Here is a 17,069-nt window from a genome sequence, read left to right on the forward strand (position 1 = left end):
AGGTAAAAATGAAAAAAAGAAGGCTTGGAAAAACCGGGATGGTGGTTTCCGAAATTTGTATGGGGACCATGACTTTCGGTTCCAGTTGTGATGAGAAAGAAGCACATCGAATTCTAGACAAAGCCTTCGATTCAGGAATAGATTTTTATGATACTGCTGAGATCTATCCTGTTCCTCCAGAAGCGGAGTATGTCCATGCAACTGAAAAAATTTTTGGTAATTGGTTAAAGACTAAGAAAAGAGAATCTATTCTGATCGCGACAAAAGTCTGCGGTCCTGGTCATGGATGGTTCACTCCTCCAGTAAGAGAAGGTAAAACTGCACTCGATCGCAGAAATATCAGGGTAGCCATCGAAGGAAGTTTAAAAAGACTCGGAACAGATTATATAGACTTATACCAAACACATTGGCCTGATCACGATTTCGGATTCGAAGAAACTTTAGAAGCTTTGACCGAATTGATCGACGAAGGTAAGGTCAGATACATAGGAAGTAGTAACGAAACCGCTTGGGGAACCATGAAAAGTCTGGAAGTTTCCCACACGAATAAACTCGCAAGATACGAATCTATCCAAAACAATTTTAGTATTTTGAATAGAAGATTCGAAGACGCTCTTTCTGATATTTGCAGAAGAGAACAGATCAGCCTTCTTCCCTATTCTCCTTTAGCAGGAGGAGTATTGACTGGAAAGTATAACGGCCCCACCCCACCTGAAAACGCAAGATTCACACGTTATTCAAAACTTCCAACAGAAAGACAAAGAAGGATGGCGCATCGTTTTCTGAATGAGGGAACACTTGCCTCTACAAAAGAATTGATAGAGATCGCTAAGGAAGCAGGGATCAGCGTAACTACTCTTTCCGTAGCTTGGTCAAAACAACACGATTATGTTGCTTCTACAATTATTGGAGCAAATACAGTAGAACAATTAGAGGAAAGTTTAAAGGCTTCTGATCTAATTTTGTCTGACGATATCTTGAAAAAGATAGATGAGGTTTCTAAAAAGATTCCTTATCCTATGGGATGATCAATTCCCTCTCCAAACTTCTTCTTCGGAGATGACTTCATTTTTTTCTCCCGCGAAATTTGGAAATGATTTAAAAAAGCCGGTGATCAGATAAGGGATCACATCGAACATCGGCCCAGATCTACCTTCTCCTTCCACGTTTGCTTTTAAAAGTACGCTGGAAGGAAGCCCCCTATAACGTTTTCCATCATAGATCACTAGTTTAAAGATCACATCGTAAAAATTTTCATAATAAGGACTAGCGCCCGAAATTCTGGAACTACCAAAATTTCCCATAAATGCAAAAGGAGAATATCCTCCGACACTTCCTAAAATAGGTACTGCTGCCAATCTACTAGAAGTGCCACCATATGAATGATATCTCATACCTCTTGCACTAGTCCACCCTCCGAAAGCACCCAGATCCGTTTTATGATCGATTACACTTCCCCTTGGAAATATTAATATATCATAATGTATTAGTTGGTCTGCTCGGGAGATATCCACCTCTTTGTAACCCTTCTCCGCCAATTTTTCACGGATCAAATCCTCATTCTCACGGATGATAATAGGAGGCGCCTGGCCAAAAAAAGGAAGGAATGCGTAGGTTTTTTCGTAGTAACGAATATGGTCCGATCTTTCTACCTCTACTTGGGATTTTACCTGTAGAGGAGAACAAAAATTGCATCCTAATAATAGCAAAAGGATCAGAACTCTCATTATATTCTTTCGACCGGATCGAACTTAATTTTACTCCCAAATCGGATCGTTTTCATTTAAAATTCGATCGTTTTGTGTAAAAGTTTTAGAAAATGGACCTTACCGATTTCCGATCATCTGTTCCAGGTCTTCTGCTTTTCCGAATAGAACTAATATATCTCCTTCCGACAATACCAGATTAGGAGAAGGAATTCCTAAAACTTCTTCGTCTTTTCGATCCGATTTTCTTCTGGTCTTTTTAGGTCTTTTGACTGTGATCAGATTTAAGTTCCATTCTTCTCTAAGTTTTGCACCTTGAACAGTTTTGCCTTGCATATGTTTTGGGACAACAGCTTCTAAGATCCTATAATCCTGTCCAAGTAAGGTTACACCTTTTACGCTACTATTTGCAAGTTGTTCCGCCATAGAATGAGCGGCTTGTTCTTCCGGATTGAATAAGTTCTCGATCCCTAACATCTGCAAAACTCTTTTATTCAGATCAGATTGGTATCGAGCGAATATATTGACCGCACCTATCTTTTTTAAAGAGTCCGCAGTAACGATCAGATTTTCGAAATTATCTCCGATAGCTAAAACCACCGCATCCATCTCATCCAAACCATGCTCTTTCAATTCCGATTCGTCAGTAGAATCTATCGCAACACAGTAAGTAGAAAATTCTCTGATACGATCTATCTTGCTTTTATCCTGATCAACAGCTGTGACTTCTTGTCCGTCTTCATAAAGTCGTTTTACAAGTTCTATCCCGAAATCTCCGAGGCCGATGACAGCGATCCTTTTCTTTCTCATGCAAACCTTCCTTTAACCGACCACAACATATTCTTCGGGATACCAGTATCTTCTAGGTTTCCGTTTTGGAACAAAAGCTAATAACACAGTTAGCACTCCAACTCTTCCCACGAACATTACAAAACATAAAAGTAATTTTCCAGGCGCTTCAAACTTAGAGGTGATCCCTCTAGAAAGACCGGTGGTCCCGTACGCGGAAACTACCTCGTAACAAATATCCAGAAAAGGCATAGGTTTCTCGAAACAGACCAAAAATAAGATCCCGGAGAATATTATAAACATTGAAAGTACAATTGCGACAGATGCTCTGGAAAGAGAATTTTCTGCGACAGTTCTTCCGAAAACATCCACTCTTTCCTTTCCTGTAAAGAATTGATTAAATTGTAAGACCGCAAGCGCTAGTGTAGAAGTTTTGATACCTCCTCCGGTAGAATTTGGAGAAGCGCCCACCCACATCAAAAATAGACTTACGAATACCATCGGGATTCCCATGGAAGAAATATCCAGTGTATTAAAGCCCGCCGTCCTTGTTGTGACTGAATAGAATAAAGAATGAAATGCCTGGTCATACCAGCTCAAGTCCTTCAAACTAAAATTCCTTTCTAAGATCCAGTAGGATATCCAACCGAAGAGTAATAAGAACAATGTAGTGATCAGGATCAGCTTAGAGCCCAAGGAAAAACGATACCTAAAAGATTCTCCATCGAATCTAATTTTTTTTAAAAGTTGATTTACGGTCGGAAAACCTAACCCGCCGAGCACAATCAAGATCATCAATGTAGAAATAAATGTATAAGACTCTCTAAAATAAGGTTCCGCTAATCCTTTTGGAAAAAGTGCAAAGCCCGCATTACAAAATCCTGTTATAGAATGAAATATAGATTGAAAGATAAGTTCTTTTTGGGAAAACCCCAGGTCTTTCGGAAAAGTAAAGTATAGAAAAACGGAACCGATCCCTTCTATCGCAAATGTTTGGTAGGCAACCTGTTTTAAGATCGAACCTGCTCTTCCTATCGATTCTTGGCTGAACAGATCTTTTACGATCAGTTTTTCAGTAACAGATACCTGTCCTTCCAGAACCAATGCAAAAAATACGGTCAATGTCATTAGCCCCAGACCACCTAGCTGAACAAGAACCATCAAGATGACCTGTCCCGTTCCGGTTAAATCCTGGGAAACATCTATCGTACTTAAACCTGTGACACATACTGCACTTACCGCAGTGAAAAAAAGATCCACTAATTGAAGAGGTCTTGCTTCTGCTCGAGGAAGGCATAATGCAGCTGTTCCCAAAAAGATCAGAATCGCAAAACTTCCAGTCATCACTAAAGAAGGAGAAATTTTTCCGAGAGAAAGTCTGGCCCTTCTTAAAAAATGTGCGAACCCACCGAATGCTAAGGTCAATTGGCTTAATGTTAAAAACAAGAGCACAACTTCTTCCGTTCTCTGTTGGGAAAGAATGGATTCTATTTTTTCTTCGAAGAAGAATTGCAAGATCACCAGTAAGACTACAAATGTTTCTATCTTATGAAATTTTAAATAAGCCTTATATGGATTTAATGTGAATAGAAAACTTAGAAATTCATAAATTACCAGGTACCAAACTATGGTCATGGTAACTAGACGAAGCGGATGGATCCATTCAGGTGGGTAATAAAACCCGTATAGAAAGATCAGTATAAAAAGAGAAATAACCCCGGAGACTCCGAATATAAATCTTAAAATAGGTTTTATATTCTCTTCGAAGAAGATAGAGATCCTTCCCCATTCGGAAACTAGTTTTGTCCGTAACGCGGGATCTAAAAAAGGATTCATGTTCTATCAGAAACGAGTGCTGAAAATTTCGAATTCCATTCTATATTCGAAATTTCTGGAATACAATCCATATCCAGGGATAGCCTTAGGATGTATCGTTTCGGAAAGTTTATCAGGCATTGTTGGGTTCGGACTAGGACTTTGTGGTTGATTCTCCAACTTCATACGATCGTAATCTCTTAAGTCCAACCAAGCATTTGCCAAAGACAAGGTAGAGGCTACTCCGAAGACAATCCATCCGCCCTCAAATGTTTTTTGATAACCCGGCTCTACAGCGGATAAAGCACCATACGCCATTCCTGCTGCAATTGGAAGTGTCATAAAAAATATGATCGAAAATCGACGAAGCCTTGATTCAGTATAAGGTTGCGGATCCTTACCGAATTCTTCTAATTTTCTTTTACGATCTCTCGCTTGATCTTGTTGTCTTTGTAATGCCTCGGTATTTACTTCCCCAGTAACCGGATTGAAGAGCCCATCCTCACTTCTACCTTGCACCGGGTTAGTAGTTCTTCTAGTTCCTTGATTTCCAGAAGAATTAGGTAGCCCAGTTTGAAAAGGGATCTGCACATTCCTAGGATTCACCAAAGTAGGTTTATCCATTTTAGGGGGAAGGGAATACTCCCTAAATCCATCCGGAGATTTTTCATCTTTATAATTTCTTAAATTATAATCGTACGGATCCGAGAAATCGCTTTGGTTCTGGGAAAACACCGGAAAAGAAAATGTAAAAAGTATAGAAAGAACAATTAAATTGTTTAATCTAGAAAAAGATCTCATTTTTAGAGAACTGCTCCTTGTTCTGATTTAATTCTTCCGGAAAGAATTTCGGATGTATACTGAAACGAATTCTTTCTGATCTTTTCCAAAAATTCAGTATCCAATCCCAAACTTTCGGCTTTCTCATATTCTTCTTTGATATTGGTCCCGAAAATTCCAGGATCATCAGTAGAGATCGTAAATTTTAGATCATTACGAGCGAATCGGACCAAAGGATGATGTGCCTTGTCTCTTACCATTCCAATATACTCATTGGAACTAGGGCAAGACTCAATGACAGCATTCGTATTTTTGATCCGGTCCATACAATACTCTTGAAATGCCTTTGTTTCAGAGACCAGGTTTTCAGTAACGGAAATTTCTACCTTCTCCTTATGTCGGATCGAATCCAATTCGGATTCTAATCTTTTTTTAGGAGGTAATTCTCCATATTTGGAAATTTCTTCCCAATGATCCAATTCGAATCTAAGAGTATCTTCTCTTTCGGAAACTAGTTCTAAAATCTTTTTTCCGAGATAAGCGTTAGGATCTAGGCCGACTGCAATCGCATGTCCAAGTCTATGAGCTCCCCATTCTGCAGATTCGACAACCCAACGAGATGCAGAGAGAAGAGTTTTATCCAGGAAAGATTCTCCCACATGATATAAAACGGTAAGTGCTGTAGAAGTTTCCGCAATATTATCTTTTTGCACTTCTTTTAGAAATTCCCTTTTACCTTTGGGCGGGAAACCTTCTTCAATATAACAAAAATCTAATCCAACTAGATATTTTTTGATGAGAGGATCTTTTTCCATCATCTCTTTTAACATCTCGTATTCTTTAAAAACTTCTCCGTCTCTATGTAAGGAAACTACTAAACGAGATTTTGCCTTTCCGGAAAGTTCGGACTCCGCTTCTTCGAAACCTTCGCAAGCAGCTAAAGTTTTAGAATAAATACCCTCATAAGTATCGAGTGGAGAGTACATAATACGGTATTCTCCAAATACTACACCTTCTTCGTATTGATCCTTGGTGATATGTTTAGATACAAATTTGATCTCTTGTGGATCGAATTTAGAAAGTGCAATGATCAGATTAAACTTTGCTTGGAACTCGGGAAAAGGACCTTGATGATTAAATAAGTAGATCTTTTTAAAATCTTCCAAAGATTTATGATCTTCGAAGAAAGTTTCTGTGTTGATGGACTTTCCATAAAGTTCTTGGAAAGGTTTTGTAAAAATTTCCCAACGAGGAGACGGATTATTTAATCCCATCTGCCTAAGAAGTTCAGGTTTCAGGCTACCGTATAGATGATTATGAAGGTCTGCAAATCCTAGATTCGAATCCATGTATCTTCTACGCTTTTAAGTCATCCTAACTCTATCGTTACCGGGATAAACCGTTTTTCATGGAAAAAATGTTGTTTGCACAACCCTCCTCTCAAAGCTGGAAACTACTTGGCCTCTTTATATAAAAAAATACTCAAACTGTATCGCCCTAGTCGATTAAACGTTAAAATCCTTTCCTTAGCTCTGCCGGTTGTTTTCGGAATGTTAAGTCAATCTTTGGTTTGGATCACTGATACAGTAATGGTCGGATATCTTGGGCAAAATGCAATCGCGGCTATCGGTATAGGTGGAACCTGTTATTACACTCTTGTTGCATTCCTGATCGGATTTTCTATGGGAGTACAGATCATAGTCGCAAGAAGGTTTGGGGAAGGTAAAAAATCCGAAATAGGAAAAGTAGGAGTCTCTACACTTTATCTCTCCGTACTTTTAGGATGTTTCTTATCAATATCCGGACCTTGGATTTCAGAATCGCTTATGTTCTGGATCGGTCCGGAAAAAACGGTCAACACACTTGGAACTGAATATTTATATTTTAGATTTATAGGCAGCGGATTTTATTTTTTAGGATTCTGTTTCAGAGGGTTCATGGATGGTCTTGGATTAACCAAGGCAGGCTTTGTTTCCATGGCAGTAACCACTATCGCAAACATAATCTTTAACTGGCTACTGATCTACGGAAATTTAGGATTTTCTCCTATGGGGATCGGAGGTGCCGGACTTGCATCTTCGATAGCAGGATTTGCAGGGCTCTTAGTATTTCCTATATTCTTTTTTTATTATAGATTAGGAAAATATTTCGAAGGAGTAAACCTTCTGCCAAGCAAAGAACATTTAATAGAAATATTCAAAGTAGGAATTCCTCCCGGCTTTGAAGAAGGTTTAGTAAACGTTGCTTTCGTGATCTTCTCCAAGATCCAAGGATTAGTTTCTATACTTGCAGTTGCCGCATCAAATGTCCTGTTTTCGACATTAAGTTTTGCATTCTTACCCGGATATGCGTTCGGAGTAGCTGCGACTACGATTTTAGGTCAGGCAATGGGAGCTAAAAAATACAAGCTAGCTTATCATTCTGCATTTCGTTCCGCATTCATTTCAGCGCACGTCATGGGATTCATAGGTTTATGTTTTATCTTCTTAGGAAAAACGATCGTGTACGCGATGACCAGAGACCAAACCTTGGTGGAAGAATGTTATCCTGTGCTTCTATTATTAGGTGTTATCCAGATCGGAGATGCATATCATATGGTGATCGGTGCTGCCTTAAGAGGAGCAGGATTGCAGAACTATGTCTTTAGGATCTATATTCTTCTTACTTATACAGTAATGCTTCCATTGTCTTATCTTTTCGGGATCGTATGGAAAGGTGGAACTCTTGGGATATGGGCCGCGATATTCGTTTGGATCGCTTCACTTTCCCTGATTTTTATATATGAATTCAGAAAGAAAAATTGGGTAAAAGGGACAGTTTAAACCCTCGTTGGAACTCCCACAAATATTGGATTTTCAGACCTGTTTGACAATCTAATCCTTCTTGCCCCAATAACAAAGCCGGGGTTTTTGGTTCCAGAATGAAAAAGGCGCTTATTACAGGGATCACCGGACAGGACGGATCCTATCTTACCGAACTTCTTTTGGAAAAAAAATACGAAGTACACGGGATCGTCCGTAGAACCAGCTCTTTAAACCGAGATCGGATCGAACATCTACGAGGAAACTCCAATCTTATTCTACATTATGGAGACTTAACCGATTCCAGTAACCTAAACAGGGTTTTGGAAAAAGTCCAACCAGACGAAATTTATAATTTAGCTGCCCAATCTCACGTAGGAGTTTCCTTCGAAGTTCCTGAATACACTGCAGAAGTGGACGCAGTCGGAACTTTAAGAATTTTAGATGCGATCAAACAAACAGGAGTGAAATCAAGATTCTACCAAGCTTCTACTTCTGAATTGTACGGAAAAGTGCAGGCTGTTCCTCAGGACGAAAAAACCCCATTCTATCCAAGATCACCTTATGCAGTCGCAAAATTATACGCTTACTGGGCTGTAGTAAACTATAGAGAAGCTTTTGGATTACATGCTTCTAATGGAATTTTATTCAACCATGAATCTCCAAGAAGGGGAGAAGGTTTCGTAACCAGAAAAATCACCCTTGGAGTCGCTGGTCTTGTTTCTGGAAAAGGTGGCCCGATCCATTTAGGAAATATAGACGCAAAAAGAGACTGGGGATACGCACCAGATTACGTAAACATGATGTGGATGATGTTACAACAATCCGAACCTGATGATTATGTAGTAGCAACTAATGAAACACATACAGTCAGAGAATTTATAGAAGAATCCTTTAGACACCTGGACATTCAGGTTGAATGGAAAGGAAAAGGAGACCAAGAGAAAGGTTATAATAAGAAGGACGGAAAACTTTTAATCGAAGTAGATCCTAATTTTTACAGACCAACCGAAGTGGATCTTCTTATCGGAGATCCGGCAAAAGCAAAAGCAAAACTTGGTTGGGAACCTAAGGTTAAATTTAAAGAGTTAGTTGAGATCATGATCAAGGCAGATTGTAAAGCTGCTGGGATCAATATCTGATTTAATAGATAACTCACTGGGGTGGGAGTGTGAAAAGTTTTTCGATCCTTTTTATATTTTTCATACTATCCTTCGATGTTCTTAATGCATCGGATACTAAAGTATTATATGTAACGGCAAAATCCGGACTCACTCTCCGAGAAAAACCGGGAATAAAATCGAAAGCAATTACTTTAATCCCGGCTTTCTCTTCCGTACTTAAGAAAAAACAAACCATTGAACTAAGCAACCAAGAACGAATCAATAACAGAACCGGAAACTGGGTTCTTATTTCTTATAAAGAATTTAACGGATACGCTTTTGACGGTTATTTGTCTTCGATAGAACCAGACCCTAAGAATTTTTTTGTGGGTGAATATACTTCCGATTTAGGTTTATCTAAAAACTTTTATCCTTCATATCTCTATTTGAATTCGAATCATCAATTTGAAATAACAGTTAATTTATGTCATGATTTCGGAACGATTTCCGGAAATTGGAAATCGGAAGTAAGCAAGGAAGAGACATTCGTCGTTCTTGAACCGCAAAAAAGCGATTTTGGCCTGAAAAATCTCGACAAACTGAAAATTATATTTTTGAAATCTGAAGAAGGTTTACAGTTCAGTACTTTTATTTCTGACAAAGCAGATCCAGTCCATATTGGTTGCGATTTCGGAGAACGCCTTTTCTTCATAAAAAAATAAGAATATCAGTACCGATCAATATCTAAGGACCGCTTTACAAAAGTGAGCCTCTCAGGTCAGTACTAGGCACGTTTTTTGATCTTAGCGTCTATCTGCGATTTTTTGCGGAATGCTTGTACTAATTTTTCTAATTCGACAAGATCCGTGCAGGAAATTTTTCCCTGATCTAATTTTATAAATTTATTTTTGGAGATCAGATCAAGGACCAGGTTCTCATCTTTAGGATAAGTTAATCCTACCATCTTGATCAAGTCTTTCGTACCGATCTCGAAATTGTAGGTGGACTTAGGAATAACTTTAACTCTGTTTTTTTCCACAAGAGTGAGTAATGTATCAGCGACCCTTCCTTGAGGATCGGAAATAAGCAAGTTAGCAAGCTGTTTATAAGCAGTCCAAATCCTTTCAGAAAGAAGTGTGATCAGCCTAGTTGCCAATTGTGGCTGAGCCTTAACCATTCCTTCAAAGTTTGCTTTGTTAATAGCAAGAAGTTGAACTTCTCCCCAAGCAATTGCAGAAGCGGATCTAGGTTTATTATCTAAGAGTGCCATTTCTCCGAAAATGTCCCCGCTTTGTAAAACTGCGAGAAGCACTTCGTTAGAGTCCACGATCTTAGTGATCTTTACTCTTCCATGTTGGATAATATACAATTCTCTACCTGGCTCGTGCTCGCAGAAGATCATCTCGTTGTCGCCATATGCACGGTTAAACTTTGTATAATCTATGGGAGGAGGAGCAACTGGTTGATTGACTGTTTGTAATTTTAGTTTTGCCTGAGTAGCAAACTGGCCATTAGGAAGATATTGTAAGTACTTCTGGAAAGCATAAGCAGCGTGAAGAGTGTTCTTTTGGTTGAAATAATATTCTCCGATCGCAAATAACTGGTTCGGATCTTCTTCAACAGCAGTACGGAAAGACAGACGAGTGATCGTAGAGTCGAACTGTCTGAGTTTCATGGAGAAGTAACGAATGATCTTCATCGCTACCGGAGTATTTTTTTGGATCAGAGTTCCGAACTGATCATAACTAACCTGAATTAAAGAAACGTCAGTGAGAGCAATTGCAGATTCGATCTGAGCGTGCTGGCTCATTGCAGCAACCACTCCGAAAAAATCCCCAGGCCCCAAAAGTTGGTTCGGGTCCTCACCTACTACTTGGTTTTCGCGGGTGACCCTAACCTTGCCTTGTCGGATGATAAAGAAATTATGGGCTTCTTTCTTGCCTTCGACGATGACATAGGACCCTTTCGGGTAATTCACGATTTGAAAGAAGCCGTTGGACATACTTACCAGAGATTAAAAAATTCTTCCGTGGGAATTCAACTATAAACTAGTATCGGCTCGCGATGAGGGAATTCGGACTGAAATCCGAGTATTTCCTTATTTTTCGCGACAAGATTCCCCTTCCGGAGAAGATTCTTCCCCATCCGAAAGTAGATCGATACCGGAGAACTCCAGTGCGGCTTTCTCTGCCATAGCTCTGGAGTAAGATTGTCTGCAAATAGAGGAGAAAATCTGCTTCGCCTGGTCGATTTCTCCCATCTTGGCGAGTAGGCGCCCGGCTTCCAAGTAGGATTCTAACCCAAATTCTCCTGTCGGTTCCATTTTATACAGGTCCAGACTCACTTCTAATGCTTTTTCAGGGCGATCCAACTTCAGAAAACAATCTTTGAGAAGGCTAAGCACCCTATTTTTTTTAGAATTTCCGGGATAAAGAACCAAGAAGTTACGAAGACTTTCCGCTGCCTTGTAAAAGCGACGGTCCTTATATGCTTCCTCAGCGATCCTAAACAGAATGTCGGGATCAGAAGGTCCTTGTTTGGAAGGATTCTCCCCTTGAGCAAATGTGGAGAAGGAGAATAAAAAAATAAGAAGGAATAAGACTAGGATTCGGGAGAGACCAGACGCTTTTGAAGCAACGTTCGAGAAAAAGGGAAAATGTATGCCCTTAAAATAAAATCCGGAAAACAAGAGTACCTACCAGAGCTAAGCTCTATATAGATTATCAGTCGTTTTCCGGATTTTATGAATTACTTTTTTTTATCTATTTTCTTCCGGTGGAATTCACAGAGGCGATACAACCTACCAGTAGACGGATTTTTTTTACCTACTTTAGTGCCGCAGACGATACAAAGACCTTCTTTCCTTCTCCTTTGGTAAAGGAGCTGAACCCTCTCCGCCCCAGACAGGTTGTATTTACTAACCTGAATGCGAAATCCTTTATAGAGGTAATTACCTATAGCTTCAACAGCTTGAGTTTTTACCCCGGCGATGATCTTTTCCAAATCATCGTTAGTGACTTTCTTTGGTTTCATAAATGTTAACTGACGTAACAACAGTTATATTCTTACAGACTTAGTAAAGTGTTTTTAATTTTCCGCATAACACAGCATAAAATTTTTTGACAAAACTCGTATTAGGTTGCTGTTTTTTTAATAAATTTCTTCGTCTGAGGGCCTCTCTGTTTCGGCTAACGATTAATATTTAAAACTATCGATTATTTCGATCAGGGCAACGTTAAGTCGTTTTACACCAATTCTCGATAAATATGGAAATTTATTTCCATAGCTCTGACATATAACGGAGATTTCATTAGGCGATTATAGCAAAACAAAAAGATTTAAACTAACGATGAAAAGCCGAGCCTTTAAGGGATATGTCACTGATATCAGCCTATCTAAAAAATCATTACTTGAAGGCTTGAACGCCAAAATTGCATTTTTATCGATAGATTTTTTTCAGAAAATAAGTCATATTAGATGGCAGATCGGTTTTAGAATTTATTATGAAAACAACTGTTCACATATTATTAATTTTTCTGGCTTTCTTCCAATTAACTTCCTGTTCTAAATCACCTCAAGAAAAAGTAAAAACGATACTTTCCGATGCACAATTAAATGAAGAAGAAAAGATCAAAATGGCAGCGTTTGCCTTATTCGGTGAAAGGTTGAAGGAAATTGATCTAGTCAAAGTCCAAGATGAAAAAGGATCTAAATTCGAAGTCTATTTAGGATTCGGAGGAACTTCTGCACTTACATTCTTAGGTTCCGAAAATTATTCTGATCATATGAAATTGGAATTAGCTCTTGGTACTTATAAATTCCTACAATCTTTACAGGGTTTTCGTTTCGGAAAATATAGAATGAGTCTCATCAAACCATTTTTCATTAAAAACGGAGAAGCAAGAGGCGCTGAAGAATTCGAGATCTATAGATTCAGAGCAGAAGGAGAAGATCTGAAGAATGTAGCAGGCTTCAAAGAAACTGACGCATTCTCCTCTGATAATTACGATGTTCCTTCCGAAAAGGTAGTAACAGTTTTAAAAAATATGATAGATCATTGGCAGGTAGAACTGGACCAATTTGCAAGAGTAGAGATCAAGTAAGCAAGGATCTCATTCTTTTAGGGTAATTCGTAAAGATCCCATCCACACCTAAATCAATACCGAACTTCAATTCTTCTTCAGTATTCAAAGTATAAACTAAAACCTTAAACCCTTCTTTCTGGATCTTGGAAACTGTTTCCTTATCCAAATCCTTTGCAGAAAGATTCAAACTGAAAGCGTTCAATCTGAAACCAAGATCCAATGCTTCCATCCAAGAAGAAGTTTCCTCTCCAATCAAGATGCCAAGTTTTGCCTCTATCGATAATTCTCTAATACGAACCAAAGAGTCCCAGCAGAAGGAAGAGAATAATGTTTTATGAAAGAGAGAGTTTTGTTTTGTGTAATCGATCAGTTCTTGTTCAATAGGAGTTTCGATCGGGATCTCTTCGTAAGCTCCTGATTTAATTTCCACATTCAGTCCGATATTCTTGGATTTTAGATAATCCCAGACTTCCCAAAGATCCGGTATCTTCTCCCCTTTAAACCTTGGGTCTTTCCAAGAGCCTGCATCCGCCTTACGGATGATATTAAATGGAAGAAGTTTCACTTCTCCTTTTTGATCAGTGGTTCTATCCAATGTATCATCGTGTATGACTACGATCTTACCATCAGCGGAATGAATGATATCTAGTTCTATCCAATCCGCCTTAAGCTCCCAGGCTTTTTGAAAGGAACTCATCGTATTTTCCGGATATTCCCCGCTGTCTCCCCTATGAGCAATTACCCAAGGTTTAGGAAGGAAGAATGGGTCTGTCATTAGAAGGCCCAACCCACAAAAAGATTCAAACCGAAGCTAGAGCCTGGCAATCTTTCCGCATTCTGATATGCGTACCTTCTATATAATAGATCTCCGATGCTTGCGGTTCTATCCGAATAATAAAGATCTGAAACAGAGAATGAATTACGATAAGGGGCATACCAACTCCATACACCTTCCCAGCCGAAAAATAAACCGGATGTAGTTTGGAATCTGAATCCTACTCCAAAGCCTGCATAATTCCTTGGTCCGGAACTATAAGAATCTTTTTCAAAACGATATGTATTGCCTGCGGATTCCCAATAAAGAGCAGTTTGGTTCTTTTGGTAATGTTCTCTTCCTAACCAAAGAGAAACGAAAAAAGGAGAATCTGCAATGAACCTTTGGACGAAGAACGCCCCTCCCCAATACTTCTCCTGGTTATTTCTCAATCTTCCATAAAAATCATGTGGGGGAAGAAAATAAGAATATGCAGCATCATTATCGAAACGATTCACATAAGTGTTGGTATAACCGTTGAGTCCTATTGCCCATTGGGAATCTAACATTCTTGCGATCTGCAAAGAATAATATTTTTCGGAACGCCCAAAACCAAAACCACCTATCTGGTTCTTGAACTTCTCCCTAAGTTCTGCTTGGTTAGGTGAAGTTGGGGTTTTTTCAGGAGGAAGTCCATTCATAGGACCGGGCTTTTGTTCTATAGTTTTATCTGGAGAAGGTTCCAAAGTTTGGGACCAACTCTGAGAAGATATAATACAAAGAAGAAAGATAGATAAGATCGGAAAAAACGGTGAGGCCAGTCTTTTAGGGAAAAGCATCCCTAGCAAAAACACCCGAAAACGAAAAATGTCAAGCAGTGGAAACTGAGAGGAGGGAAGAAATTAGCAGGCGAGGTTTCCCTTCGCCCGCTCGTCGGAAATTAAGCTTTTCCTTTTGCAGTAGCTTTGATTGTTTCAGCTACTTCGGTCAATTTAGCTTTAACAGCGTCTAATTGGCCTTCTGGAACGCGTTTTTTGATCTCTTCGGAGATTTGATTGTACTTCTCAACGATCTTACCACGAGTTTCTTCGTAGTTTTTACCGGCAACAGTGGAAACTTCTTTGATTTCGTTCAAAAGTTTATCCACAGACTCGCGAATTTTTACAGAACCTTCAGAATTGTCTGCAGCACCTTTAGCTACTAATTCTCCGTAGGTTTTTTCCAAATCCACTTTCGCTTTGTCTAATCCTTCTTGTCCAGATTTCAAAAGTCCGATTCCAGCGTTAAGAATGTCCAACAGTTGTTTTTCCATTTTTCTCTCCTTTTTCCGCCGCACTTTTGGTGCAGCGCACAATCCATTCATATTGCACCGCACCATAGAGGTCAACCTCTAAATTACAAAAAATTAGAAAAAAATAAAAAAGAAAACTAGGTCAGATCCGACCCGGTTGGACTTCCAGCTTAGGATATTTGAGGTCCATATCCTCCAATTCCTTGCGAACTGACTTAGCGATCAAATAATCCCTATACCATTTCTTGTCAGAAGGAACGATCACCCAAGGAAAACGATCTTTAGAATGGGAAAATATCCATGCATACGCATTCTGATAGTTCTTAAAATTTTTATGAGCTTCTAGATCGCTTGGATCGAACTTCCAATTCTTTTCAGGATTGGATAATCTTTCTTCTATCCTTTTGATCTGCTCTTCTTGGGAAATATGTAAGAAAAATTTGAGGATATGAGTATGATTTTCCTTAGATACAAATTCCTCGAATGAATCGATAAACTCTAATCTTTCTTTAAGCTTATCCTTAGATAAACTTTCGGAAACGAAAGGAACCAGAATATCCTCGTAATGGGAACGATTGAAAATCTGGATCCATCCCTTCCCGGGAAGTTCTTTGTGAATTCTCCAGAGAAAGTCCCGACTCAATTCTTCTTGTGTAGGGGCCTTCCAAGCCTTACATGTGCATCCTAAAGGATTTAAAGCAGAGAAAAGTTTTTTGACCGATCCATCTTTTCCGGAAGCATCCACTCCCTGTAGAATGATGAGTAATGATTTCTTTTTACCTGCAAAAAGACGGATCTGTAATTCTTCTATCCTTTCCAATTCCTTCAAACGAAGTTCTTCCGCTTTTTCTTTGGAAAGATCTTTGTCCGGTTCTGTGGAATATTCGGAAAGTTCAATCATTCTATACTACCAACGAGCGATATGATCTTCTGCCCAGCCTTGTCCGCTTTCAATCCTAAATTCACTTTTTCCTATTCGGAAAACTCCATCGAAACTTCCGATCATTTGATTCACTTTAGAAGCGATTAAACCCATATTGGAATACGCCTTTCTGTGAAAATCCGGAGTGAACACAAGCTCTACCGCTTTACTTTCCTTGGAATAGATCATCCAAGGTTTTTTCGGATCTTTTTTATCAAATTCAAAAGCGATCACAGAAGGAATTTTAAAAATTCTACCATTGATAAGAAGTGCATTTTCAGTGGTTCCGGTTCCGTCTGTCCAACCCCCACCTAGATTCATTCCATACACTTCGTTGCCACCAGGACGATAAGACATAGAAGCCCAATTCCATTTGCTGAAATAAGGCCATACCCCTCTTCCATAATCCAGGACTCCGAAAGAAGTTTTAGGTTGGAATTCATAAGATTTAGAAGCAGTTGTTACTTTTCCTTTTGCTCCTAGTCCGAATAATTTATGAGTGTATTGAAAACGATTTCGATTCCAAGGAACCACAACATTCAAACTTTCCCATTGCTCAGGAACTTGTAATGTAAGATCTGCTTGGATCGACTTGTTTGTTCCCTTTAAGAAATCTACTTTGATCTTATAATTTCCATCTTCGTCGATTTGGAAATCCAGAAATCCTTCTTTGCCTTCGTAACGAGCATTGCTGGAAACTGTTTGCCCAAGCAAAGTACCTTTACCAAAAGGAGTGATTACGGTTGCCTCTTGGAATTCTCCGGTCCTTCTATCAAGCCAATAACAAAAGATCACACCGGCGTAATCGATATCCGAAACAGTAAAGGAAGCCAAAAAGTTTTGATCGTAAAAACACCAGTAATTCCATTTTTTCTTACGAAGCCAGTGGCCTTTTACATTACATCTATGTAAGGGAGTTTTGGACCAGCCGATCGCATTCCGATTCACTTTACCGGAAGGATCACATAAAATGGTAGGTTGTTGGATTTCTGTTTCTAAATTCATGCTCTCAAAGGACAATAC

Annotated in this window: 18 protein-coding genes; 5 read left to right on the top strand and 13 right to left on the bottom strand. The window is 39.1% G+C overall.

What is annotated here, in order from left to right; all coding sequences use genetic code 11:
* Positions 1–8 precede the first annotated feature (8 nt).
* A complete protein-coding gene (locus EHO65_RS14585) occupies positions 9–1,028 on the top strand; it encodes an aldo/keto reductase (RefSeq protein WP_135775315.1) in 1,020 nt (339 codons plus the stop codon).
* Here the strand turns inward: EHO65_RS14585 and EHO65_RS14590 are convergent, their stop codons facing one another.
* From EHO65_RS14590 to EHO65_RS14610, 5 genes are all read right to left on the bottom strand, one after another.
* The gene (locus EHO65_RS14590) at positions 1,029–1,727 is read right to left on the bottom strand and encodes a DUF4136 domain-containing protein (protein WP_135775316.1); all 699 of its coding nucleotides are present in this window, start codon (positions 1,725–1,727) and stop codon (positions 1,029–1,031) included.
* Between the two features lie 99 nt (positions 1,728–1,826).
* On the bottom strand, positions 1,827–2,516 hold the full coding sequence (locus tag EHO65_RS14595; protein ID WP_135775317.1) for a potassium channel family protein: 690 nt from the start codon (positions 2,514–2,516) through the stop codon (positions 1,827–1,829).
* A gap of 12 nt (positions 2,517–2,528) precedes the next feature.
* Positions 2,529–4,331: a TrkH family potassium uptake protein gene (locus tag EHO65_RS14600; RefSeq protein ID WP_135775318.1), complete on the bottom strand. Its 1,803-nt coding sequence runs from the start codon at positions 4,329–4,331 to the stop codon at positions 2,529–2,531.
* 6 nt (positions 4,332–4,337) lie between these two features.
* Positions 4,338–5,111 (bottom strand): hypothetical protein, encoded by a 774-nt coding sequence (locus tag EHO65_RS14605; RefSeq protein ID WP_135775319.1) that lies wholly within the window; start codon positions 5,109–5,111, stop codon positions 4,338–4,340.
* A gap of 2 nt (positions 5,112–5,113) precedes the next feature.
* Positions 5,114–6,439 carry an amidohydrolase family protein gene (locus EHO65_RS14610; protein ID WP_135775320.1) on the bottom strand — a complete coding sequence of 442 codons (1,326 nt, stop codon included), beginning with the start codon at positions 6,437–6,439 and terminating at the stop codon, positions 5,114–5,116.
* A gap of 108 nt (positions 6,440–6,547) precedes the next feature.
* Here EHO65_RS14610 and EHO65_RS14615 point away from each other — a divergent pair, with 108 nt between their 5' ends.
* The 3 genes from EHO65_RS14615 (at position 6,548) to EHO65_RS14625 (ending at position 9,716) form a co-directional block, all read left to right on the top strand.
* Entirely contained in the window at positions 6,548–7,912 is a 1,365-nt protein-coding gene (locus EHO65_RS14615) for an MATE family efflux transporter (protein ID WP_208744100.1), read from the top strand.
* A gap of 98 nt (positions 7,913–8,010) precedes the next feature.
* Complete coding sequence (gmd, locus tag EHO65_RS14620; RefSeq protein WP_135775322.1) at positions 8,011–9,033, top strand: GDP-mannose 4,6-dehydratase; 1,023 nt, start codon at positions 8,011–8,013, stop codon at positions 9,031–9,033.
* A 29-nt stretch (positions 9,034–9,062) separates the two neighbouring features.
* Positions 9,063–9,716 (top strand): SH3 domain-containing protein, encoded by a 654-nt coding sequence (locus EHO65_RS14625; RefSeq protein WP_135775323.1) that lies wholly within the window; start codon positions 9,063–9,065, stop codon positions 9,714–9,716.
* 62 nt (positions 9,717–9,778) lie between these two features.
* Here EHO65_RS14625 and EHO65_RS14630 read toward each other — a convergent pair whose 3' ends face one another.
* From EHO65_RS14630 to EHO65_RS14640, 3 genes are all read right to left on the bottom strand, one after another.
* Positions 9,779–10,996: a Crp/Fnr family transcriptional regulator gene (locus tag EHO65_RS14630; protein WP_135775324.1), complete on the bottom strand. Its 1,218-nt coding sequence runs from the start codon at positions 10,994–10,996 to the stop codon at positions 9,779–9,781.
* Positions 10,997–11,092: 96 nt separating this feature from the next.
* On the bottom strand, positions 11,093–11,683 hold the full coding sequence (locus tag EHO65_RS14635) for a tetratricopeptide repeat protein (protein WP_135775325.1): 591 nt from the start codon (positions 11,681–11,683) through the stop codon (positions 11,093–11,095).
* Positions 11,684–11,742: 59 nt separating this feature from the next.
* Positions 11,743–12,027, bottom strand: a complete 285-nt coding sequence (locus EHO65_RS14640; protein ID WP_010513869.1) for an LIC10235 family protein — start codon at positions 12,025–12,027, stop codon at positions 11,743–11,745.
* A 470-nt stretch (positions 12,028–12,497) separates the two neighbouring features.
* Between EHO65_RS14640 and EHO65_RS14645 the strand changes: the two genes are divergently transcribed.
* Positions 12,498–13,097, top strand: coding sequence for a hypothetical protein (locus EHO65_RS14645; RefSeq protein ID WP_135775326.1), 600 nt, complete (start codon positions 12,498–12,500; stop codon positions 13,095–13,097).
* Here EHO65_RS14645 and EHO65_RS14650 read toward each other — a convergent pair.
* The 5 genes from EHO65_RS14650 to EHO65_RS14670 all read right to left on the bottom strand — a co-directional run bounded on the left by EHO65_RS14650 (position 13,090) and on the right by EHO65_RS14670 (position 17,051).
* Positions 13,090–13,854 (bottom strand): glycerophosphodiester phosphodiesterase, encoded by a 765-nt coding sequence (locus EHO65_RS14650; RefSeq protein WP_135775327.1) that lies wholly within the window; start codon positions 13,852–13,854, stop codon positions 13,090–13,092. The genes EHO65_RS14645 and EHO65_RS14650 overlap by 8 nt on opposite strands.
* The gene (locus tag EHO65_RS14655) at positions 13,854–14,672 is read right to left on the bottom strand and encodes a hypothetical protein (RefSeq protein ID WP_135775328.1); all 819 of its coding nucleotides are present in this window, start codon (positions 14,670–14,672) and stop codon (positions 13,854–13,856) included. Before EHO65_RS14655 ends, EHO65_RS14650 begins: the two co-directional genes overlap by 1 nt.
* A gap of 101 nt (positions 14,673–14,773) precedes the next feature.
* The gene (locus tag EHO65_RS14660) at positions 14,774–15,145 is read right to left on the bottom strand and encodes a phasin-related domain-containing protein (RefSeq protein WP_100708920.1); all 372 of its coding nucleotides are present in this window, start codon (positions 15,143–15,145) and stop codon (positions 14,774–14,776) included.
* Positions 15,146–15,266: 121 nt separating this feature from the next.
* Entirely contained in the window at positions 15,267–16,025 is a 759-nt protein-coding gene (locus tag EHO65_RS14665; RefSeq protein WP_135775329.1) for a PPK2 family polyphosphate kinase, read from the bottom strand.
* A gap of 6 nt (positions 16,026–16,031) precedes the next feature.
* Entirely contained in the window at positions 16,032–17,051 is a 1,020-nt protein-coding gene (locus EHO65_RS14670; RefSeq protein WP_135775330.1) for a DUF2804 domain-containing protein, read from the bottom strand.
* Between the last annotated feature and the right edge of the window lie 18 nt (positions 17,052–17,069).

The organism is Leptospira andrefontaineae, assembly GCF_004770105.1.
GTDB classification, from domain to species: domain Bacteria; phylum Spirochaetota; class Leptospiria; order Leptospirales; family Leptospiraceae; genus Leptospira_B; species Leptospira_B andrefontaineae.

What these genes read in the sequence shown, in the direction of transcription:
- EHO65_RS14585 (WP_135775315.1), top strand. Translation starts at nt 9, where the DNA reads ATGAAAAAAAGAAGGCTTGGAAAAACCGGGATGGTGGTTTCCGAAATT.
- EHO65_RS14590 (WP_135775316.1), bottom strand. Translation starts at nt 1,727, where the DNA reads ATGAGAGTTCTGATCCTTTTGCTATTATTAGGATGCAATTTTTGTTCT.
- EHO65_RS14595 (WP_135775317.1), bottom strand. Translation starts at nt 2,516, where the DNA reads ATGAGAAAGAAAAGGATCGCTGTCATCGGCCTCGGAGATTTCGGGATA.
- EHO65_RS14600 (WP_135775318.1), bottom strand. Translation starts at nt 4,331, where the DNA reads ATGAATCCTTTTTTAGATCCCGCGTTACGGACAAAACTAGTTTCCGAA.
- EHO65_RS14605 (WP_135775319.1), bottom strand. Translation starts at nt 5,111, where the DNA reads ATGAGATCTTTTTCTAGATTAAACAATTTAATTGTTCTTTCTATACTT.
- EHO65_RS14610 (WP_135775320.1), bottom strand. Translation starts at nt 6,439, where the DNA reads ATGGATTCGAATCTAGGATTTGCAGACCTTCATAATCATCTATACGGT.
- gmd (WP_135775322.1), top strand. Translation starts at nt 8,011, where the DNA reads ATGAAAAAGGCGCTTATTACAGGGATCACCGGACAGGACGGATCCTAT.
- EHO65_RS14630 (WP_135775324.1), bottom strand. Translation starts at nt 10,996, where the DNA reads ATGTCCAACGGCTTCTTTCAAATCGTGAATTACCCGAAAGGGTCCTAT.
- EHO65_RS14640 (WP_010513869.1), bottom strand. Translation starts at nt 12,027, where the DNA reads ATGAAACCAAAGAAAGTCACTAACGATGATTTGGAAAAGATCATCGCC.
- EHO65_RS14645 (WP_135775326.1), top strand. Translation starts at nt 12,498, where the DNA reads ATGAAAACAACTGTTCACATATTATTAATTTTTCTGGCTTTCTTCCAA.
- EHO65_RS14650 (WP_135775327.1), bottom strand. Translation starts at nt 13,854, where the DNA reads ATGACAGACCCATTCTTCCTTCCTAAACCTTGGGTAATTGCTCATAGG.
- EHO65_RS14655 (WP_135775328.1), bottom strand. Translation starts at nt 14,672, where the DNA reads ATGCTTTTCCCTAAAAGACTGGCCTCACCGTTTTTTCCGATCTTATCT.
- EHO65_RS14660 (WP_100708920.1), bottom strand. Translation starts at nt 15,145, where the DNA reads ATGGAAAAACAACTGTTGGACATTCTTAACGCTGGAATCGGACTTTTG.
- EHO65_RS14665 (WP_135775329.1), bottom strand. Translation starts at nt 16,025, where the DNA reads ATGATTGAACTTTCCGAATATTCCACAGAACCGGACAAAGATCTTTCC.
- EHO65_RS14670 (WP_135775330.1), bottom strand. Translation starts at nt 17,051, where the DNA reads ATGAATTTAGAAACAGAAATCCAACAACCTACCATTTTATGTGATCCT.